Raw genomic sequence first — 19,950 nt, 5'->3', positions numbered from 1 at the left:
CTGTCAGCCTCCGACGATGCCGCCGAGGGCGAAGGCCGCGACCATCATGCCGAGAACGTAGAGGCTGGTGCCGGTGGCGTTGTACCAGGGCGCCTTGCCGCGTGGATCGGCCAGGAAGCGGCGCATCAGGACGAGTTGCAGCGCCAGCAGCGCGATGATCGCGAACGCGTGGAGCGGCGTGCCCCAGGCCAACAGCAGGCCGGCGACGAGGATCTGCGGCAGCGCCATGACGAAGCAGGCGATCAGCGCCGCGGCCGAGACGCCGTACTGCACCGGCAGGCTGCGCACCCCGAGGGCGGCGTCGCCCTCGATCGCCTTGAAGTCGTTGAGCGTCATGATGCCGTGGGCGCCGACGCTGTAGAGATAGGCAAGGAAGATGATCCTGCCGTCCGGGAGGCCACCCGCCACCACCGCTGCGCCGGTGAACCAGGCAAGTCCCTCATAGGCGAAAGCGACGGCGGCATTGCCCCACCAGCCATTGCGCTTCAGCCGCAGCGGCGGGGCGCTGTAGGCCCATGACAGAAGACAGCCGAGGGCGGAGGCAATGCCGACCCAGGGGCCGAGAGCGAACGCGACGACGAGCGACAGGGCGGTCCAGAAGATCGCCAGCCAAAGCGCCGAACGGCCGGGCATGCGGCCGGACGGGATCGGCCGGTTCGGCTCGTTGATGGCGTCGACATGGCGGTCGAACCAGTCGTTGACGACCTGACTGGCGCCGCAGAGGAGGGGCCCTGCGAGCACCACGCCGGCAAGCACGATCCAGACGGTCTGGCCGTCAGGGGACGCCATGCCGCGGGCGGAGATGGCCCCGCAGCCAAAGGCCCACATCGGCGCGAACCAGGTGATCGGCTTCAAGAGCTCGATCCCGGCCGCAAAGCTGGGGCGCGATCCTGCCGGAGTTTCTGCGATCGATCGGCTCATGAGGCGAGGCTAGGCGCGCCCCGGAAGAGTGTCAACCAAAATTGACAGTCAGTCGTCAGGTGACGATGACGCGAGGACCCGGGCGAGCCGGCAGCGCAGGCCATCGCCGATTGACGATGGCACACGAAACAGAGCTCCCGGCGGATCCCGCCGAGGCTCCGGCCGAACGACCAGGGATCTCAGTGGGTGTCGTCGCTCTCGGAAAAATTGCCCGAAATGCCGTGCCGGCGAAGCTTGGAATAAAGGCTCTGGCGGCTGAGGCCGAGCATCTCGGCGGCCGAAGCGCGGTTGTTGCGGGTGAGGTCCAGCGCCGCCTCGATGCAGAGCTGCTCGATGATGTCGGCGGTCTCGCGGATGATCTCGCGCAGCGGCACGCGGCCGACGAGGCCGGTCATGTCGTTGGCAGAACGGAACGGCTCCGAGGCGGCCGGGCGGGGCGGCGTGCGGGCGCCCTCGCGGATCGAGAAGCCGTAGAAGCGCTTGTCGCCCCGGGTGATCGCCGAGCCGCTGACCTCCACCTCGACGACGCCGCCATAGCGGGTGTTGAGATGGGTGGAAAAATTGCGCACGAAGCCGTCGGTGTCGATCGCCTTCATCAGGACGCCGAGCTCGACACCCCGGCGGCCGAGGATCTCGTCGAGCGGCCGGCCAACGATCTGGTTGCGGCTGGCGATCTCGGACAGGTCGAGGAAGCTCTCGTTGACGTCCTGGATCAGCCTGTCGGGACCGACGACGGCGAGGCCGTCGGGCAAGGTGGAGGTCAATCTGGCGACGAGGTCGGTCTCGATGGTGTTCTTCAGCGGCTCCTCGTCGCCGGCAAAGCGCAGGATGATGCGGCTCGAACCGTGCTGGCGGTAGAAGCGCACCGCGACCGGCACCTTCCGCTCGCCGCCGGAGGGAAGCAGGCTGGCCGTCTCCGATTCGCCGGAGCTGCGGGCGGCGGCGATCAGCGCGTCGGCCTCGCTCTGGCTCGCCGTGCCGAACAGCGCGTTGACGGGCGCGCCGGCAAGCCGCCGGCCGTCCTTTTCGAAACGCTGGCGGGCGGCGAGATTGGCGTCGATGATGCGGCCGTTGGAGGCGTCGACGAGAACGATCGGCTCGAGCGCGGTGTCGAAGAGGACCCGGTACTGCGTCTCGGTGTTGCGCAGGCGGGCATAGTCCGTCTCCAGCGCAAGCTGGGTCTCGATCAGGTTCTGCTGCAGCGAGGCCATCGTCCTGAGGTCGCGGCCGAGGGCGAGCCGCGTGCCGTTCTTGGTCAGCGGCAGCATCGAATAGCTGACCGGCAGGTCGATCCCGTGCGGCATCGGGTGGTTGATCTCGCGGCGGGCCGGCGATTCCTCGTCCGGCTCCTCGGAGAGCATGCGCACCACCTTCTGGCGGCTCTCGACCGTGACGACGTCGGAAAACTTCTGGCCGATCCAGCTTTTTTCGACCTCGCCGAAGAGATCCGGCTCGCGGATCGCCACGTCGACGATCGTTCCGCCGCGATCCAGCAGCAATGCGACATCCGTCGCGGCCGTGACCATCGTCGCGACCAACGCAGCCTCGAGATTTGCAAAGGAACGGCTCGGATCGGAAAACTGCCGGCCAGTTCTCGGATGTTCCATCCTCTGAGCGCCTATCTCTCGCCTGTCCCCCCGGTGCGGCCTCGTCCCTGAATGCGTGAATGCCTAGCGCCCGATCAGCAGGGTCTCTGCCTTCTCGACGGCGCTGCGCCCATCCACCGCAACCAGGTCGGCTCCATAGTCATCTAACGACTGTCCGGCCGTCGTGAAAGCCCACCCGCCGAGAAAGATGCGGCTCGCATGGGCTTCGGAGGCCTGCCTGAGGGCCGCGACCTGGCTGCCGACGGGGGCAAGGAAGCGCTCGCTGCCGACGCTGAGGCCGACCGCATCGAAGCGGCGGCTCGCGACCAGCTCGCAGAGCATTTCCATGGTGGAATTGGCTTCCAGCGAAACGCTCCAGCCGGCGGCGAGGAACATCTCGGCGAGGACGAACAGGCCGAATGTGTGCTGCTCGCCGGGCGCCGCCGCCAGCAGAACGCTGCCGCAGCCGTCCGGCAGGAAGTCGGAATCGGACCGGCCGAGGGAGCGGATCATGTGCTGCAGGCGAGCCGATTTCGTCGTGACCTCGACGAAGCTCATCCGGTCGTTCAGCCACATCTCGCCGAGCTCGCGCACGGCGGGGGCCATGATCTCCATCAGCAGCGTCTCGAGGCCCATGCCCGAGGCGCGCAGCCCGAGAAGATGCTGCCACTGGGCTTCGGGACTGTTGGAGAGGACGAGACCGAGAAAGCGTTCCGCCTCGACCCTGCGGCGCAGCTCGGCACATTCCTGGGCTGTGCGTCCGCCGGGTTTCGTCTCCCCATGGGCGGCATAAAGGGACGGGATCACCTTGTTGACGATCGCATCTGAGAGCCGGCCCTTCCAGTCACGGCGACTGGACCTGTCAACGCGGCTGGACAGGGTGGGGCCGTGAGCAGGTCCGCGAAACTCATCGGCATACAATTCAGAAACGTGGGGGATGCCCGGCATAAATTGCCCCTCCCAGAAGGTCGCCGCGATCTGCCGCGACGCCAAACCCCTGGCATCCCGGCACTCGCCCATGTTCGGCGATCGTTATTCATGGAGCTTCCTCCAATCCGGCGGACAAATCAATGCGGCGGGTGACGATAAAAGTGTAAAAATTCCAGAGCGTCAATTTAACTTGACACATTGGACCCGCCCGCCGCAGACTCCACCCCATGACAGCGTTACGTTCCCCATCGCCAAAAGGCAGCGCCGCCGGGCGCCGAGGCGGGCTCTACACGCCGGCCGAGCGGGCGCGGCGTGACGGAACGGTCTGGACCCTGGTGCAGGGGGTGCTGGCGCCGCTGCAGTTCCTGATCTGCCTCGGCTCGCTGGCGTTGGTGCTGCGCTATCTCGCAACGGGCGAGGGCTACGGGGCCGCGGCCCTCTCGGTGCTGGTCAAGACGCTGGCGCTCTACGCCATCATGGTCACCGGCTCGATCTGGGAGAAGGTGGTGTTCGGCCGCTGGCTGTTCGCTCCCGCCTTCTTCTGGGAAGACGTCGTGTCGATGGGCGTCATCGCGCTCCACACCGCCTATGTCGTCATGCTCCTTCGCGGGATAGGCACCCCGGCCGAGCAGTTCGCCGTCGCACTGGCGGGCTATGCCGCCTATGTCGTCAATGCCGGACAGTTCGTCCTGAAGCTGCGCGCCGCGCGGCTCGAGGCCGGCCCGAAGCGGCGTGACTACCCAGCACAGGTGCCGGCATGAGCGGCGCTGCCGCCAGCCCCGGCGTCGCGGTGCCCTCTGTGGGCTGTGCCGAGCGGCCGGTGCTGCGCGAACGCGGGCAGCGCGAGGTGTTCTGCGGCCTCACCGGCATCGTCTGGCTGCATCGCAAGATCCAGGACGCCTTCTTCCTCGTCGTCGGCTCGCGCACCTGTGCCCATCTGATGCAGTCGGCCGCCGGGGTGATGATCTTCGCCGAGCCGCGCTTTGCCACTGCGGTGATGGAGGAACGCGATCTGGCCGGCCTTGCCGACGCCAATGAGGAACTGGATGCCGCCGTCTCGCGGCTGATCGAGCGGCGGCCCGACATCCGCATGCTGTTTCTCGTCGGCTCCTGCCCCTCCGAGGTGATCAAGCTCGATCTCTCCCGCGCCGCCGCGCGGCTGTCGGAGCGCTACGCGCCGGAGGTCAGGATCCTCAACTATTCCGGCTCCGGCATCGAGACCACCTTCACGCAGGGCGAGGACAACTGCCTTGCTGCGCTGGTGCCGGCATTGCCCGAGGCTGAAGCCGAGGCACCGTCGCTGCTGGTCGTCGGGGCGCTCGCCGACGTCGTCGAAGACCAGTTCGCCCGGCTGTTTGCCGCAATGGGGATCGGGAATGTCGGCTTCCTGCCGCCCCGGCGGGCGCGCGATCTGCCGCCGGTCGGGCCGTCGACGCGCTTTCTGCTCGCCCAGCCGTTTCTCGGCGAGACCGCGCGGGCGCTGGAGGAGCGCGGCGCGTCGCGCATCGCCGCGCCGTTCCCGCTCGGGGCCGAGGGCACGACGCTGTGGCTGAAGGCGGCAGCCGACAGCTTCGGCACCGATCCGATGCGGTTTCGTGCGGCCACCGCCGCGGCCGAGGCGCGGGCGAAGCGGGCGCTCGAGCCGTTCCGCGCCGAGCTTGCCGGCCGCTCGCTGTTCTTCTTTCCGGATTCGCAACTCGAGATCCCGCTCGCCAGGATGCTGTCGCGCGAACTCGGCATGCGGCTGACCGAGGTCGGGACGCCCTATCTCCACCGCCGCCATCTCGCCGAGGAGCTGGAGCTCTTGCCTGACGAGGCGTCTCTCTCGGAGGGGCAGGACGTCGACCGTCAGCTCGCCAGAGCCCGGGAACTGCGCCCGGACATCGCGGTCTGTGGCCTCGGCCTCGCCAATCCGCTGGAGGCCGAGGGGCTGACCACCAAGTGGTCGATCGAGCTCCTCTTCACCCCGATCCAGGGCTATGAACAGGCCGGCGACCTCGCCAGCCTGTTCGCCCGCCCGCTCGACCGCAAGACGCGGCTGAGAGTTTAGGGGAGGCGGCGATGCAGCTCACCGTCTGGACCTATGAAGGACCCCCGCATGTGGGCGCGATGCGCGTCGCCACCGCGATGGAAGGGGTGCACTACGTTCTCCATGCGCCGCAGGGCGACACCTATGCCGACCTGCTCTTCACCATGATCGAGCGGCGCGACAGGCGCCCGCCGGTCACCTACACGACCTTCGAGGCGCGAGACCTCGGCACCGACACGGCGGCGCTGTTCCAGGCGACGCTCAGGGACGCCTTCGAGCGCTTCCAGCCGCGGGCGATGCTCGTCGGCGCGTCCTGCACGGCAGAGCTGATCCAGGACGACCCGGCCGGTCTTGCGAGAGCCGCCGGCCTGCCGGTGCCGGTGATCCCGCTGGAACTCCCCTCCTACCAGCGCAAGGAAAACTGGGGCGCCGCCGAGACGTTCTACCAGGTGGTGCGGACGCTGGCGGCGGGAGGGTCGTCGCGAAACGATGGTGGCGCCGTGTCGACGACGGTTTCGTCCGATGTTGCGTCTGGAGACCCCCCTCTGCCTGCCGGCATCTCCCCCTCAAGGGGGGAGATCGAAGGCGTGGGTGCCGCGCTCCATTCTGCGCCGCAGCAAGGCGCCGACCAGAAAGACGCCGGAGGCGTTTCCGCAGGATCGATCTCCCCCCTTGAGGGGGAGATGCCCGGCAGGGCAGAGGGGGGTGAGGCCGGAGTCATCCATTCCCCCGGCGCAAACGAGGTTGCGGATTCAACCAGCGCGGCAGACGCACGGCATGCGCCGCGCAACGCCGCGCGCCCCCGCTGCAACATCCTCGGCCCGACGGCCCTCGGGTTCAGGCACCGCGACGACGTCGCGGAGATCCGCAGGCTGCTCGGCGGGATCGGCATCGACGTCGCAGTCGTCGCTCCCCTCGACGCCTCGCCGGACGACATCGCGCGGCTGGGCGAGGCGGACTTCAACGTCGTCCTCTATCCGGAGATCGCCGGCGTCGCGGCGAAGTGGCTGAAGCGGACCTTCGGGCAGGACTTCACCACCGTGGTGCCGATCGGCGTCGGTGCGACGCAGGATTTCATCGCCGAGGTCCGCCAACTGGCCAAACTGCCCGAGGCGGCAGGCGAGGCGAGGCTCGGCAGCGGGAAAGCGAAGTCGAACCTGCCGTGGTTCTCCCGTTCGGTCGATTCCAACTATCTGACCGGCAAGCGCGTCTTCGTCTTCGGTGATGCGACGCACGCGCTCGCCGCCGCCCGCGTCGCGACGGAAGAGTTCGGCTTCACCCTCTGTGGTCTCGGCACCTACTCCCGCGAATTTGCCCGTGACATCCGCGCCGCCGCCGAAAGATACGGCGTCGAGCCGCTGATTTCCGACGACTATCTCGACGTCGAAGCGGCGATCGCCGCGGCGCAGCCGGAGCTCGTCCTCGGCACCCAGATGGAGCGGCACGTCGCCAAGCGGCTCGGCATCGCCTGCGCGGTGATCTCCGCGCCGGTGCATGTGCAGGACTATCCCGCCCGCTACTCGCCGCAGATGGGCTTCGAGGGCGCCAATGTCCTCTGGGACAGCTGGGTGCACCCGCTGGTGATGGGGCTCGAGGAACACCTTCTCGGCATGTTCCGCGACGACTTCGAATTCAACGACGCGGCACGGCCTTCGCATCTCGGCGGCGGCGCCCGCATCGCGGCCGAGCCCGAAGACGAGCAAGAGCCTTCGTTCCCGGCTGCCACTGCTGCATCGATCGCCCCCGGCTGGCTGAACGAAGCCGAACTCGAACTGAAAAAGATACCCTTTTTCGTGCGGGGCAAAGCCCGCCGGAACACCGAGCAATTCGCCCTCGAACGGGGTCTGTCACAGATCACCGTGGAGACGCTCTATGATGCAAAGGCCCATTACAGCCGCTAGCGGCCCTGCCGGGCCGGGCGCATCGGCGCGGGTCACGGTGGTGCTGATCAGCCTCGACGGCCACATGGCCGGTGCCGTCGCGGCGGCGCGCGGGCGGCTGTCCGGCGAGATCCCCGGCCTCGAAGTGGTGCTCCATGCGGCGACCGACTGGGAGCGCGAGCCGGAAAGCCTTGCCCGCTGCATCGCCGATATCGCCCGGGCCGACATCGTTTTTGCCAACATGCTGTTCATGGAGAACCACATCGAGGCGGTGCTGCCGGCGCTGAAAGCCCGGCGCGATGCCTGCGATGCCATGGTCGGCGCGATGTCGGCCGGCGAGGTGATCAAGCTGACTCGGCTCGGCGGCTTCGAGATGGCCGGCGAGGCGAAGGGCGTCATCGCGCTCCTGAAGCGTCTGCGCGGCGGGCCGAAGACCGAGGGCAGGCCGTCCTCGGGCTCCGGCGCCAGGCAGATGGCGATGCTGCGCCGCCTGCCGAAGATCCTGCGCTTCATCCCCGGCACGGCGCAGGACGTCCGGGCCTATTTCCTGACGCTGCAATACTGGCTGGCGGGATCCGACGAGAACGTCGCCAACATGATCCGCTTCCTGGTCGAGCGCTATGCCAAGGGGCCGCGCGCCGAGATCGCCGCCAGGCTGCGCCAGACCCGCGCGCCGGTCGAATATCCCGATGTCGGGCTCTATCATCCGCGGCTCGCCGACCGCATCGCGACGCGCATCGACTCGCTGCCGAACCGCAAGGGCGGTACGGCCGGGACGGTCGGGCTTCTGGTCATGCGCTCCTACGTCCTGTCAGGCGACACCGGCCACTATGACGGGGTGATCGCTGCGATGGAGGCCCGCGGCCTGAGGGTGATCCCAGCCTTTGCGTCGGGGCTCGATTCACGGCCCGCCATCGAGGCCTTCTTCATGAAGGGCGGCCGGCCGACGATCGATGCGCTGGTCTCGCTCACCGGCTTTTCGCTGGTCGGCGGGCCCGCCTACAACGACTCCAGCGCCGCGGAGGCGATGCTCGCCCGTCTCGACGTGCCGTTCCTCTCGGCCCATGCGGTCGAGTTCCAGTCGCTGGAGGAATGGCGGGTTTCCTCTGCCGGGCTGACGCCGGTGGAAGCCACCATGATGGTGGCGATCCCTGAGATCGACGGGGCGACCGGGCCGATGCTGTTCGGCGGCCGCTCCACCCTTTCGCGGGCCGACGGCCATCGCGAGATGACCGCCGATCTGGGGCGTGCCGACCTGTTGGCGCGGCGCGCGGCGAAGCTCATTGCGCTGCGCCGCCGGCCCAAGGCCGAGCGCAGGGTCGCGCTGACGATCTTCAACTTCCCGCCGAATGCCGGCAGCGTCGGCACCGCGGCGCATTTGTCGGTCTTCGCCTCGCTCTACAACACGCTGAAGGCGCTGAAGGCGGACGGCTATTCGGTCGACCTGGCCGAGAGCGCCGACGTTCTGCGCGATGCGATCCTCAAGGGCAATGCAAGCCGCTTCGGCGCGCAGGCGAACGTTTATCTCCGCATCCCCGCCGAGGACCATGTCCGCCGCGAGCCGCATCTCGCCGAGATCGAGTCGCAATGGGGCCCGGCGCCGGGCCGCCAGCAGTCGGACGGCTCGTCGATCTTCGTCTTGGGGGCGATGTTCGGCAACGTCTTCGTCGGGGTGCAGCCGGCCTTCGGCTACGAGGGCGACCCGATGCGGCTGCTGTTCGAGAAGGGTTTCGCGCCGACCCACGCCTTCTCGGCCTATTATCGCTGGCTGCGTGAGGATTTTTGCGCCGATGCGGTCTTGCATTTCGGCACCCACGGGGCGCTGGAATTCATGCCGGGCAAGCAGGTGGGGCTTTCCGGCGAGTGCTGGCCGGACCGGCTGATCGGCGACCTGCCGAATGTCTATCTCTACGCCGCCAACAACCCTTCGGAAGGCACCATCGCCAAGCGCCGGGCAGCGGCGACGCTCGTCTCCTACCTGACGCCGCCGGTCGCGCATGCCGGCCTTTATCGCGGGCTCGCGGATCTGAAGGCGACCATCGAGCGCTGGCGGGCCTCGGCGCCGGAGATGGCCGTCGAACGTCGCAATCTGGAAGCCACCATCGCCGCCCAGGCAAGCGCCCTCGACCTTGGCAGCGAGCCGGAAGACGGCCGACCCGTCGACGTTGCCGCGCTGCATCGCGCCGTTCTGGAGGTCGAGGAAACGCTCATACCGCATGGGCTTCACGTCGTCGGCGAAGCGGTGAGCGAGGCCGAGCGCGCCGACCTCCTCGCCGTCACCGCCGAGGCGAGCCTCGGCATGGTTCCGGATCGCGCTGCCATCGAGGCTCTGGCAAGCGGCGACGGCGGCGCCGCACTGAAGCAGTCGATCGATCCTGATACCGATGAGTATGCAGCCATCGACTCCTTGGTGGCGCTGGCGGAGGACCTCTGCCGCGACCACGAGCTTCCGGCGCTGATGCGGGCCCTCGACGGGCGGTTCATCCGGCCGGTGCCGGGCGGCGACCTCCTTCGTACCCCGCAGATCGTCCCGACCGGCCGCAATGTCCATGGCTTCGACCCGTTCCGCATTCCCAGCGCCTTCGCCGTCGCCGATGGCCGGCGCCAGGCCGAGCGGATGCTCTCGCGCCACGCCGCCGGCGGCCACGGCCTGCCGGAGAAGGTGGCGATCGTCCTGTGGGGGACGGACAACCTCAAGAGCGAGGGCGGCCCGCTGTCCCAGGCGCTGGCGCTGATCGGCGCGGCGCCGCGCTTCGACGGCTTCGGCCGGCTCAGCGGTGCCGATCTCCTGCCGCTCGAAAGCCTCGGCCGGCCGCGGATCGACGTTCTGGTGACCCTGTCCGGCATCTTCCGCGACCTGCTGCCGCTCCAGTCGAAACTGCTGGCGGAAGCCGCCTTCCTCGCCGCCACCGCCGACGAGCCCGAGGCGATGAACTTCGTCAGGAAGCACGCGCTCGCCTATGCCGAGGAGACCGGCTGCGACATGGAAACAGCGGCGCTGCGCGTCTTTTCCAATGCCGACGGCGCCTATGGCTCCAACGTCAACATGCTGATCGACTCGGGCGCCTGGGACGCCGAGGGCGAGCTCGCCGAAGCCTATACGCGGCGCAAGTGCTTCGCCGTCGACCGCAGGGGCCACACCGCCGAGCAGGCGAGGCTCCTGAAAGCGAGCTTCGCCAAGGTCGAGATGACCTACCAGAATCTCGAATCCGTCGAGCTCGGTGTCACCACCATCGACCACTATTTCGACACCCTCGGCGGCGTCAGCCGGGCAGCCTCGGTCGCCCGCGGCGAGAAGGTGCCGGTCTATATCGGCGACCAGACGAGAGGCGAGGGCAAGGTGCGCACGCTCGAAGAGCAGGTCGCTCTGGAGACCCGCACGCGCATGCTCAATCCGAAATGGATCGAAGCGATGCTCGCCCATGGATACGAAGGCGTACGACAGATCGAGAGCCATGTGACCAACACGCTCGGCTGGTCGGCGACCACCGGTCAGGTGAGCCCCTGGGTCTACAAGCGCCTCGCCGAGACCTTCGTTCTCGACGCCGACATGCGCGAGCGTCTCGCCAGCCTCAACCCGACCGCGTCCGCCCGCATGGCCGACCGGCTGATCGAGGCCGAGGAGCGCCATTACTGGACCCCCGACGCAGCGGACCGCGAGGCGCTGCGCGAGGCCGGCGCCGATCTCGAGGATCGGCTCGAAGGAATCACAAGCAAGGAGGTCGTGGCCGCATGACCGCGCTCAAGACCACGCTGCCGCTGCCGAGGACCGTCCACCGCCGCGAGGACGGCGAGGGATCGGTGCAGGTGAAGATGAACACCGGGCCGAAGATCGACGGCGCCAAGGTCTTCGCGATCTACGGCAAGGGCGGCATCGGCAAGTCGACGACCTCGTCGAACCTGTCGGTCGCCTTTTCCAAGCTCGGCAAGCGCGTCCTGCAGATCGGCTGCGACCCCAAGCACGATTCGACCTTCACGCTGACGAAGCGCCTGCAGCCGACGGTGATCGACGTTCTCGAAACCGTCGACTTCCATGCCGAGGAGTTGCAGCCGGAGGACTTCGTCTTCGAGGGCTATAACGGTGTCATGTGCGTCGAGGCCGGCGGCCCGCCGGCCGGCACCGGCTGCGGCGGCTATGTCGTCGGCCAGACGGTGAAGCTTCTGAAGGAGCACCACCTTCTCGAAGACACCGACGTCGTCATCTTCGACGTTCTTGGCGACGTCGTCTGCGGCGGCTTTGCGGCGCCGCTGCAGCATGCCGATCGGGCGCTGGTCGTCACCGCCAACGATTTCGATTCGATCTTCGCGATGAACCGCATCGTCGCGGCGATCCAGGCCAAGGCGAAGAACTACGATGTCAGGCTCGGCGGCGTCATCGCCAACCGCTCCGCCGGGACCGACGAGATCGACCGGTTCAACGCGGCGACGGGTCTTCAGCGGGTGGCGCATTTCCCCGATCTCGACGCCATCCGCAAGAGCCGGCTGAAGAAGGCGACCCTCTTCGAGATGGGGGACGAGCCGGAGGTGAAGTCGGTGCAGGAGGAGTATCTGCGGCTTGCAGCGACGCTCTATGCCGGCGTCGAGCCGATGGACGGCAAGTCGATGAAGGACCGCGACATCTTCGATTTCCTCGGTTTCGAGTGAGGCGGGCGATGAGCGACGTGGCCACCTACGAGACAAGGCGCGGCGAGATCGAGACCTATTTCGATCGCACTGCCTCCGACGCCTGGAAGAAGCTCACTTCCGACGCGCCGCTCGGCCGCATACGGGCGAGCGTCAGGGCCGGGCGGGATGCGATGCGGGGCTTTCTCGCCGGAACGCTGCCGTCAGACCTTGCCGGCGCGCGGGTGCTCGATGCCGGCTGCGGCACGGGCGCCCTGTCGATCCTTCTGGCTAAACGGGGCGCCGAGGTGGTGGCGGTGGATCTGTCGCCGACGCTGGTTTCCCATGCCCGCGAGCTTGCATCGGCCGCTGGCGTCGGCGCGGCGATCCGCTTCGTTTCCGGCGACATGCTGTCGGATGGCCTCGGGCATTTCGACCACGTCGTCCTGATGGATTCCCTCATCCACTACGAGCCGGACGATGCCGCCGCGGCGCTTGCCCGGCTCGCCGCCCGCACGAGCGGATCGATCGCCTTCACCCTGGCGCCGAAGACGCCGCTGCTCGCCCTGATGCACCGCGCCGGGCGGCTGTTCCCGCGCTCCGACCGCGCGCCGTCGATCGTGCCGGTCGAGACCGGCCGCTTCGCCCGCCGGCTGGCGACAGATCCGGCATTCGCCGGCTGGCGGCCGGGCGCGGAGCAGCGCGTTTCCAGCGGCTTCTACAAGTCCCACGGCATGGAGCTCGTGCGGTCATGAGGCTTTTCCGAAAGAGCGACCGGGGCGAAGCGAGGGCGATGTCGCCGGCCGAAGCGCTGGCGCGGGCGCGGATGCGCCAGTTCGTCACCATGATCATGCCGTTCGCCGACGCGGCCTCGACCGAGCTGCCCTTCGGCCGGCTGCTCAGGCTGTCGCTCTTTCAGGTCTCGGTCGGCATCACCATGGTGCTGCTCGGCGGCACGCTCAACCGGGTGATGGCGGTGGAGCTCGGCATTCCCGTCTCGCTGATCGCCGTCGCCCTGGCGCTGCCGCTGGTGGCGGCGCCCGCACGGGCGCTGATCGGCCACAAGTCCGATACCCATCGCTCCTATCTCGGCTGGCGGCGGGTGCCCTATATCTGGTTCGGCGCGCTGATCCAGTTCGGCGGCCTCGCGGTGATGCCGATCTCGCTGCTGATCATCGCCGAGGCGCGGCCCGGCACCCTCATCTACGGCGAGGCGGGGATGACGCTCGCCTTCCTGATGACCGGCTTCGGCCTCCACACGGTGCAGACGGCAGGGCTGGCGCTCGCCACCGATCTCGCGCCGGCGGACAAGCGGCCCCGCGTCGTCGCCATGCTCTACACCATGCTGCTGGTCGGCATGGTCGCCGGGGCGATCGTCATCGGCCGGATGCTCGCCGACTTCTCGCCGCTGCGGCTGATCGAGGTCCTGAAGGGCTCGGCCCTTTTGACGATCGCGCTCACCGTCATCGCCATCTGGAAGCAGGAGCCGCGGCGCCGCGACATGGCGCCCGACGCTGCGCCGAAGGAGCCGTTCCGCGCCGCCTTGCGGGCCCTCAGGGCGCAGAAGGGGCTCGACCGGTTGCTGGTGGCGCTCGCCATCGGCACCGGTGCCTTCGGCATGCAGGACGTGCTTTTGGAACCCTATGGCGGCACGGTGCTCGGCATGGGGGTCGGCGCGACGACGCTGCTGACGGCGCTGTTCGCGACGGGAAGCCTCGCCGGCTATTTCGTCTCGGCGCGACTGATGAGCCGCGGCGGCAACCCTTACGTCGTTGCCGGCGTCGGCCTGATGCTTGGCCTGCCGGGATTTGCCGCGGTGATCATGGCGGCGCCCTTCGGCTCGGTGGTGGTGTTTTCCGTCGGCACGGCCCTGATCGGCCTCGGCAGCGGCCTGTTCGCCGTGTCGATGCTGATCGCCGCCATGGCGATGGTCAGCACCGGGCGGGGCGGCCTTGCCCTCGGCGCCTGGAGCGCGGTGCAGGCGGTGGCGCTCGGCCTTGCGGTCGCGGTCGGCGGCTTCACGCGCGACGCGGTGGTCGGGCTCGCCGATGCCGGCTGGCTCGGCGCCGCCTTTGCCGGGCCCGCCAGCGGCTATTCCGTCGTCTATCTCGTCGAAATTCTTCTGGTCTTCGGGGCGCTCGTCAGCCTCGGGCCGCTCGTCAAGCCGCGGCGCATCGAGCCGCGGGCCAAGCCACCGGCGCGCTTCGGGCTCGCCGATCTGCCGAACTGAAAAAAAGCCAAGGGAGTGCGTGTCTTGCCAGGTCATTCCTTCACGGAGCAGCTCGATATTCCGCTGCTGCTCGTCATCCTGTTCTTCCTGTTCTTCCTCGGGCTGGTCTACTACCTGCGCGGCGAGGACAAGCGCGAGGGCTATCCGCTCGAGAGCGACCGCACGCTCGGCACCGGCGGCCGGATGAAGGTCGTCGGCTTCCCGCCGATCCCGGCGCCGAAGGTCTTCCGGCTGATGCATGGCGGTACGGTGATGGCGCCGCGGCCCGAACCCGCACGCGAACTAGCTGCCTTCTCGGCCTACGAATTTCCCGGCTCGCCGATCATGCCGTCCGGCGATCCGCTGGTCGACGGCATCGGCCCGGCCTCCTACGCGCTGAAATCCGACACGCCGGATCTCACCGTCGACGGCTCGCTGAAGCTGACGCCGCTGCGCAATCATCCGCACTACCGGCTGGAGGAGACGGGCATCGACCCGATCGGCATGCGCGTCGTCACCCGTGACGGCTTCGATGTCGGCACCGTCGCCGACGTCTGGATCAACGCCCATGAATATTTCCCGCGCTATCTGGAGATCGACGCAAATGTCGAGAGCGGCGGCCGCAGGGTGCTGGCGCCCTTCGCCTTCGCCAACATCCGCAAGGGCCTCGGCATCGTCCGCTTCGGCCAGCTGACGCGGTCGCAGTTCTCGCGCATCCCGCCGCTCGCCAGCGCCGACCAGATCACCATGCGCGAGGAGGACCGCCTCAACGGCTATTTCGCCGGCGGCGCCTTCTACGACGGCTCGCCCACGGAGGATGCCCTGTCATGAGCGCCGAGATGGACGAATTCGACGACATCAAGCCGGTCGTCACCGAGGACGAGCTGCCGGCGGGCGAGGCGATCCTCTGGCAGGCAAAGCCGGACTGGTGGCGGCTCGCCCTCACCGCCTACCGGCTGAGGCTCGTCGGCATCTGGTTCCTCGCCTTCGCGCTGTGGAAGATCGGCGCGACGCATCACGACACCGGCTCCTGGGCGGCGGGCTTTGCCGATGCCGCGACGCTGCTGCCGGCGCTCGGCCTCGGCGTCGGGCTGATCATGCTTCTCGCCTTCGTTACGGCGCGGGCGACGAGCTTCACGCTGACGCCGCGCCGGCTGGTGATGCGCTACGGCGTCGCGCTGCCGGCGCAGCTCAACATCCCGCTCGGCGAGATCGACCATGCGGCGCTGAAGCTGAATTCCGACGGATCCGGCGACATTCCGCTTGCCATCGGCAAGGCCGGGCGGCCCTCCTATTTCCAGCTCTGGCCCTATGCCCGGCCCTGGAAGTTCGGCTCCGCCCAGCCGATGCTGCGGGCGGTGCCGGATGCCGCCGCTGCGGCACGGCTGGTGTCTGACGCGCTCGTTGCCTCGCAGGGCGGCAAGCGCCCGGCGATGCCCGAGCCGAAGCCGGCTGCCGGCGCGAGGAGCGGCGTCCGCAAGGCTAAGGCAGGGTTCTCCGGCGCGCGGCCGGCGGCGGTCTAGGGCGGGAGCGTTGCCATGAGAGGTCTCGCTGCCGCCATCCGCAACGGGCAGATCAAGATCGCCCCGGATCAGGACAAGCCGATCCCGAAGCCGATCCTGATCGGCGCCGGGGCGCTGGCGCTGACGGCGCTGGTGGCGATCGGCATGGGCCGCACGACGGGCATCGGCCTCGCCGAGACGCCGGAGGTCGGCACCGTCGCGTCGCGCGGCCTGCAGATCGACGAGCATGCCGACGGCTCGGTCGCGGTGATCGACGCATCGAGCCGCGAGCCGCTGGTCGAGGTGGCTGCGGGGCAGGGCGCCTTCACGGTGGAGGTGCTGCGCAACCTCAGCCGCGACCGCGTCCGCAAGGGCGCTTCCGACGCCGGGCCCTTCGTCCTGGCGCTGAAATCCGACGGCCGCCTGGTGGTCGAGGATCCCGAAACCCGCCAGCAGGTGGAACTGAGGGCCTTCGGCAAACTCCAGGCCGAGGCCTTCGCCAAGATGTTGCCTGCCGGCGCAGGCGCCAGTGAGGGAGCTTCGAAATGATCGAGCGATTGCTGAAGAAGCGGGCCGAAGACGTCTGCTGCACCGTCGAGGTTTCCAACACCTTCGACAGCCTGCACGCCCATGTCCGCTTCGATGGCGGCGTCACCGTCCAGCCAGGCGACGAGGTGCTGGTGCATGGCGCGCCCGTCGAGGTGCCTTACGGCGAGACGGCCTATCTCAGGCGCCACGCGACGATCCGCCGGGCCGGCCCGCTGGAGCGGCTGTGGACCCGGGCGACCGGCGATTTCGAATTCATGGAACTTTGCGAATTCTCCTTCTCGGAAAGGGCAAGCCTATGAACGCGCACGCCAAGATCTCCGACGCAAGGCCGGTCCGCGCCGAGGCGCCGAACGAGACCACGAGGACCGCCCAGCAGGACACCCTGCTGACGCCGCGCTTCTACACCACCGACTTCGACAAGCTCGACAAGGTCGACGTCTCGGGTGTCAGGCGGGAATGGGACGCGCTCATCGCCGAGATGAAGTCCGACCCCAACAAGGGCCATTTCAAGCGCGACGAAAACTGGGACACGATCTCCCTCGACGATCTGCCTGAGGGCCTGCGGAAGGAGTTCGTCGACTTCCTCGTCTCCTCGCTGACCGCCGAGTTCTCCGGCTGCGTGCTCTACAAGGAGATGAAACGGCGCGGCACCAACCCCGACATCTGCGAGCTCTTCTCCTATATGAGCCGCGACGAGGCCCGCCATGCCGGCTTCATCAACGACGCGCTGAAGGAGTTCGGCATCGGCGTCAATCTCGGCTTCCTCACCAAGGAAAAGAAGTACACCTTCTTCCAGCCGAAGTTCATCTATTACGCCACCTATCTCTCCGAGAAGATCGGCTACGCCCGCTACATCACCATCTTCCGGCATCTGGAGCAGCATCCGGAGCGGCGCTTCCATCCGATCTTCAAGTGGTTCGAGAAGTGGTGCAACGACGAGTTCCGCCATGGCGAGGCGTTTTCGCTGCTGATGCGGGCGGAGCGGCACACCCTTCAAGGCCGCAACAAGCTCTGGGTCCGCTTCTTCCTCCTCGCCGTCTACGCGACGATGTATGTGCGCGACCATGCCCGGCCGGAATTCCATAAGGCGCTCGGTCTCGATCCGTCCGACTACGGCTTCAAGGTGTTCCGCATCACCAACGAAATCTCGAAACAGGTCTTCCCGGTGATGCTCGACATCGACGATCCGCGCTTCAAGGCGGGGCTCGAGCGGCTGCTGAGGATCAACCGCGACATCGAGGTGGCCTCGCGCCAGGGCGGTGTGATCGGCCGGCTGAAGGTCTGGCGCTGCAAGGCGGCGGCGGCGCTGACCTTCGCGCGGCTCTACACGCTGCCGGCGATCCGCAACGAGATCCCGGCGGAAAGCCGGCTGCAGCCGGCGTGGTGATCGAAAGGCGGTAACGCCCGTCATCCTCGGGCCTGTCCCGAGGATCTACTGCCATCGCAACGACGGAGCTTTGCCAGATAAGCCGTTCGGAAACGAATCGGACGAAATGGCCGACAGTAGATCCTCGGGACAAGCCCGAGGATGACGCCGCATCGAAGCCCCGCAAATTCTCGGATGTATCCACCGAACCGGCATGAAAGAAGTCACGCCATGACCGAATATCTCTACCCGGCGCTGTTCGCCCTTTTCGTCTGGTGGGCCTCGACCGTGGCGATCATCTATCTCGACGGGTTGCCGAAAAAGACCTTCAAATACTCGATGATCGGCGCGACGCTGATCTTCGCCGTCTCGCTGATCGGGCTGCAGCGCTCGGCCGAGGATGCCAGCGTCACCGGCGCCTATCTCGCCTTCACCTTCGGCCTGCTCGCCTGGGGCTGGCAGGAGATGAGCTTCTACATGGGCTACGTCACCGGCCCGCGGAAGCAGCCATGCCCGGAGAACTGCCGGGGCTTCGCGCACTTCGTCCATGCGGTGCAGACCAGCCTCTACCATGAGCTTGCAATCATCGCCGCCGCGGCGATCGTCGTCTGGCTCACCTGGGGCGCGCCGAACCAGATCGGCATGTGGACCTTCATGGTGCTGTGGTGGATGCATCAGAGCGCTAAGCTCAACGTCTTCTTCGGCGTCAGGAACCTCAACGAGGAGTTCCTGCCGGAGCATCTGGAGTTCCTCAAGGGCTTCCTCAACAAGCGCTCGATGAACCTGCTCTTTCCGTTCTCCGTCACCATCTCGACGGTGATCACCGCACTGCTCGTCGTCGCGGCGGTGGCGGAAGGGGCGAGCGCCTTCGAGCGGGCGGGCTACACCTTCCTGGCGGTGCTGATGGCGCTGGCGATCCTCGAACACTGGATGCTCGTCCTGCCGATGCCGGCCGGCGCCATCTGGTCGCCGGCGCTGAAGTCGCGGGGCGAGCGCCAGCCTTTCGAGGCGGAGATCGTCGTCGGCTTCCTCGGCGCCGGCAAGACGACGACGCTGCGCCACATGCTGGCCGAGGCCGATCCCGACGTGAAGACCGTCGTCCTCGTCAACGACTTTGGCGAACTCGGCATCGACGGCTCGCTGCTCGAAGGGCAGGGGGCGGATGTCGTCGAACTCTCCAACGGCTGCATCTGCTGTTCGCTGCGCAAGGATCTCTCGATGCAGCTGCGCGAGGTGGTCGCCAGGATCAAGCCGCAGAGGGTGCTGATCGAGCCCTCCGGCGTCGCCGACGTCGCCTCGCTGCTGCGCGTCCTCAACGAGCCCGAGATTGCCGGGCTGACGAGGTCGCTACGGCTCTACACGGTGATCGACGCCGGGGCGTTCCTCAAGGATTTCGCCCGCATGCCGGACTATTTCCGCATCCAGGCGAAGCTCGCCCCGGTGTTCATCCTCAACAAGACCGACCTCGTCTCGGCCGGCGAGATCGAGACCATCCGCGAGACGCTTACCGCCCTCAATCCGGCGGCGGCGATCATGACGGCGCGCTACGGCGTCGTCGAGGGCGGGCTCGACCCGGCGGCGGCGCTGTCGAAGTGGCACGAGGCGGCGGTGGACGAGGATGACGCCCCCCGTCCGGCGCCCGCTCACGCCCATGTCGCCCACGGCGCAGATCGCCATCATCATGCGCCCGGCCACAGTCACGAGGCCGGCGAAACCGGCCATCACGGCGCGGCGGGCGAGGCAGTGTCCGAAGGGTCGGAGGGGCACCACCATCACGCCCCCGATCGTCACGCCCCCGATCATGGCCACGACCATCACGGCTCCAGCCAGGGCAGCCACGATCACGACCATTCCCACGACGACGACCACGACCACCACGACCACCACGACCACCACGGGCACCACGACCACCACGGGCATCATCACCATGACGAGCCGGGGCTCGGCCTGTCGTCATGGAGCCGGCGGCTCTCCGGCAGGATCGACGCCGATGCCTTGCGCGCCGTGCTCGCAAGGGTCGTCGAGGGGAAGGGCGGCGGCATCGACCGGATGAAGGGCATCGTCGAGACCCGCGGCGGCTGGCTGCGCTTCGACGTCGCCGGTGGCAGGGCTTCGATGGCGGCGCATGTGCCGAAACCGGGCGAGACGCCGCGGGCACTGGCGATCGGCGCAGACCCGGATGCCGTGTGGCTCGACCGGGCGTTCCGCGATCTGACAGGCGGGCTGGTCGAGCCGGCGCCGGAGGCCGAGCCGCCGCTCAGCGTGCATGCGCCGGCCGTCAACATCCTGCCGGCGGAATAGGCCCGCTCCTCTGCCTCGCCCGGGGGTTGGGCCCGCTTCCGTCGGACGCCGCCAAGCTGCGGCGGGGGTCGCACT

General features: G+C 68.0%; 16 protein-coding genes. 13 read left to right on the top strand and 3 right to left on the bottom strand.

Going from position 1 to position 19,950, the window contains the following annotated elements:
* Positions 1-3: 3 nt before the first annotated feature.
* From chlG to E3C22_RS10225, 3 genes are all read right to left on the bottom strand, one after another.
* Complete coding sequence (gene chlG / locus E3C22_RS10235) at positions 4-921, bottom strand: chlorophyll synthase ChlG (protein ID WP_134761938.1); 918 nt, start codon at positions 919-921, stop codon at positions 4-6.
* A gap of 179 nt (positions 922-1,100) precedes the next feature.
* Positions 1,101-2,459 carry a transcriptional regulator PpsR gene (gene ppsR / locus E3C22_RS10230; RefSeq protein ID WP_167591726.1) on the bottom strand — a complete coding sequence of 453 codons (1,359 nt, stop codon included), beginning with the start codon at positions 2,457-2,459 and terminating at the stop codon, positions 1,101-1,103.
* A gap of 132 nt (positions 2,460-2,591) precedes the next feature.
* Positions 2,592-3,314, bottom strand: coding sequence for a cobalamin B12-binding domain-containing protein (locus E3C22_RS10225; protein WP_167591725.1), 723 nt, complete (start codon positions 3,312-3,314; stop codon positions 2,592-2,594).
* Positions 3,315-3,664: 350 nt separating this feature from the next.
* On the opposite strand from E3C22_RS10225, the gene bchF reads away from it, so the two are divergent.
* The 13 genes from bchF to puhE all read left to right on the top strand — a co-directional run bounded on the left by bchF (position 3,665) and on the right by puhE (position 19,875).
* Positions 3,665-4,198: a 2-vinyl bacteriochlorophyllide hydratase gene (gene bchF, locus E3C22_RS10220; protein ID WP_134761935.1), complete on the top strand. Its 534-nt coding sequence runs from the start codon at positions 3,665-3,667 to the stop codon at positions 4,196-4,198.
* Positions 4,195-5,487, top strand: a complete 1,293-nt coding sequence (locus tag E3C22_RS10215) for a ferredoxin:protochlorophyllide reductase (ATP-dependent) subunit N (RefSeq protein ID WP_134761934.1) — start codon at positions 4,195-4,197, stop codon at positions 5,485-5,487. The genes bchF and E3C22_RS10215 overlap by 4 nt, the downstream gene beginning before the upstream one ends.
* A gap of 11 nt (positions 5,488-5,498) precedes the next feature.
* Positions 5,499-7,367, top strand: coding sequence for a ferredoxin:protochlorophyllide reductase (ATP-dependent) subunit B (locus E3C22_RS10210; protein WP_134761933.1), 1,869 nt, complete (start codon positions 5,499-5,501; stop codon positions 7,365-7,367).
* Positions 7,342-11,082: a magnesium chelatase subunit H gene (locus E3C22_RS10205; RefSeq protein ID WP_206026950.1), complete on the top strand. Its 3,741-nt coding sequence runs from the start codon at positions 7,342-7,344 to the stop codon at positions 11,080-11,082. Before E3C22_RS10210 ends, E3C22_RS10205 begins: the two co-directional genes overlap by 26 nt.
* Positions 11,079-11,990, top strand: coding sequence for a ferredoxin:protochlorophyllide reductase (ATP-dependent) iron-sulfur ATP-binding protein (bchL, locus tag E3C22_RS10200; protein ID WP_134761931.1), 912 nt, complete (start codon positions 11,079-11,081; stop codon positions 11,988-11,990). The genes E3C22_RS10205 and bchL overlap by 4 nt, the downstream gene beginning before the upstream one ends.
* 8 nt (positions 11,991-11,998) lie before the next feature.
* Positions 11,999-12,703, top strand: coding sequence for a magnesium protoporphyrin IX methyltransferase (gene bchM / locus E3C22_RS10195; RefSeq protein WP_134761930.1), 705 nt, complete (start codon positions 11,999-12,001; stop codon positions 12,701-12,703).
* Positions 12,704-12,741: 38 nt separating this feature from the next.
* Positions 12,742-14,178 carry a BCD family MFS transporter gene (locus tag E3C22_RS10190; protein ID WP_134762451.1) on the top strand — a complete coding sequence of 479 codons (1,437 nt, stop codon included), beginning with the start codon at positions 12,742-12,744 and terminating at the stop codon, positions 14,176-14,178.
* Between the two features lie 24 nt (positions 14,179-14,202).
* Positions 14,203-14,988, top strand: a complete 786-nt coding sequence (puhA, locus tag E3C22_RS10185; RefSeq protein ID WP_167591724.1) for a photosynthetic reaction center subunit H — start codon at positions 14,203-14,205, stop codon at positions 14,986-14,988.
* On the top strand, positions 14,985-15,680 hold the full coding sequence (puhB, locus tag E3C22_RS10180; RefSeq protein WP_134761928.1) for a photosynthetic complex putative assembly protein PuhB: 696 nt from the start codon (positions 14,985-14,987) through the stop codon (positions 15,678-15,680). The genes puhA and puhB overlap by 4 nt, the downstream gene beginning before the upstream one ends.
* Before the next feature lie 15 nt (positions 15,681-15,695).
* Positions 15,696-16,208 (top strand): photosynthetic complex assembly protein PuhC, encoded by a 513-nt coding sequence (gene puhC / locus E3C22_RS10175; protein WP_134761927.1) that lies wholly within the window; start codon positions 15,696-15,698, stop codon positions 16,206-16,208.
* On the top strand, positions 16,205-16,507 hold the full coding sequence (locus E3C22_RS10170) for a hypothetical protein (protein WP_134761926.1): 303 nt from the start codon (positions 16,205-16,207) through the stop codon (positions 16,505-16,507). Before puhC ends, E3C22_RS10170 begins: the two co-directional genes overlap by 4 nt.
* Positions 16,504-17,595 carry a magnesium-protoporphyrin IX monomethyl ester (oxidative) cyclase gene (gene acsF / locus E3C22_RS10165; RefSeq protein ID WP_134761925.1) on the top strand — a complete coding sequence of 364 codons (1,092 nt, stop codon included), beginning with the start codon at positions 16,504-16,506 and terminating at the stop codon, positions 17,593-17,595. The genes E3C22_RS10170 and acsF overlap by 4 nt, the downstream gene beginning before the upstream one ends.
* A gap of 210 nt (positions 17,596-17,805) precedes the next feature.
* A complete protein-coding gene (puhE, locus tag E3C22_RS10160) occupies positions 17,806-19,875 on the top strand; it encodes a putative photosynthetic complex assembly protein PuhE (RefSeq protein WP_134761924.1) in 2,070 nt (689 codons plus the stop codon).
* Positions 19,876-19,950 lie beyond the last annotated feature (75 nt).

It is taken from the genome of Jiella endophytica (assembly GCF_004519335.1).
Taxonomy (GTDB): Bacteria; Pseudomonadota; Alphaproteobacteria; order Rhizobiales; family Rhizobiaceae; genus Jiella; species Jiella endophytica.
This window is presented reverse-complemented; position numbering and strand designations above follow the sequence as displayed.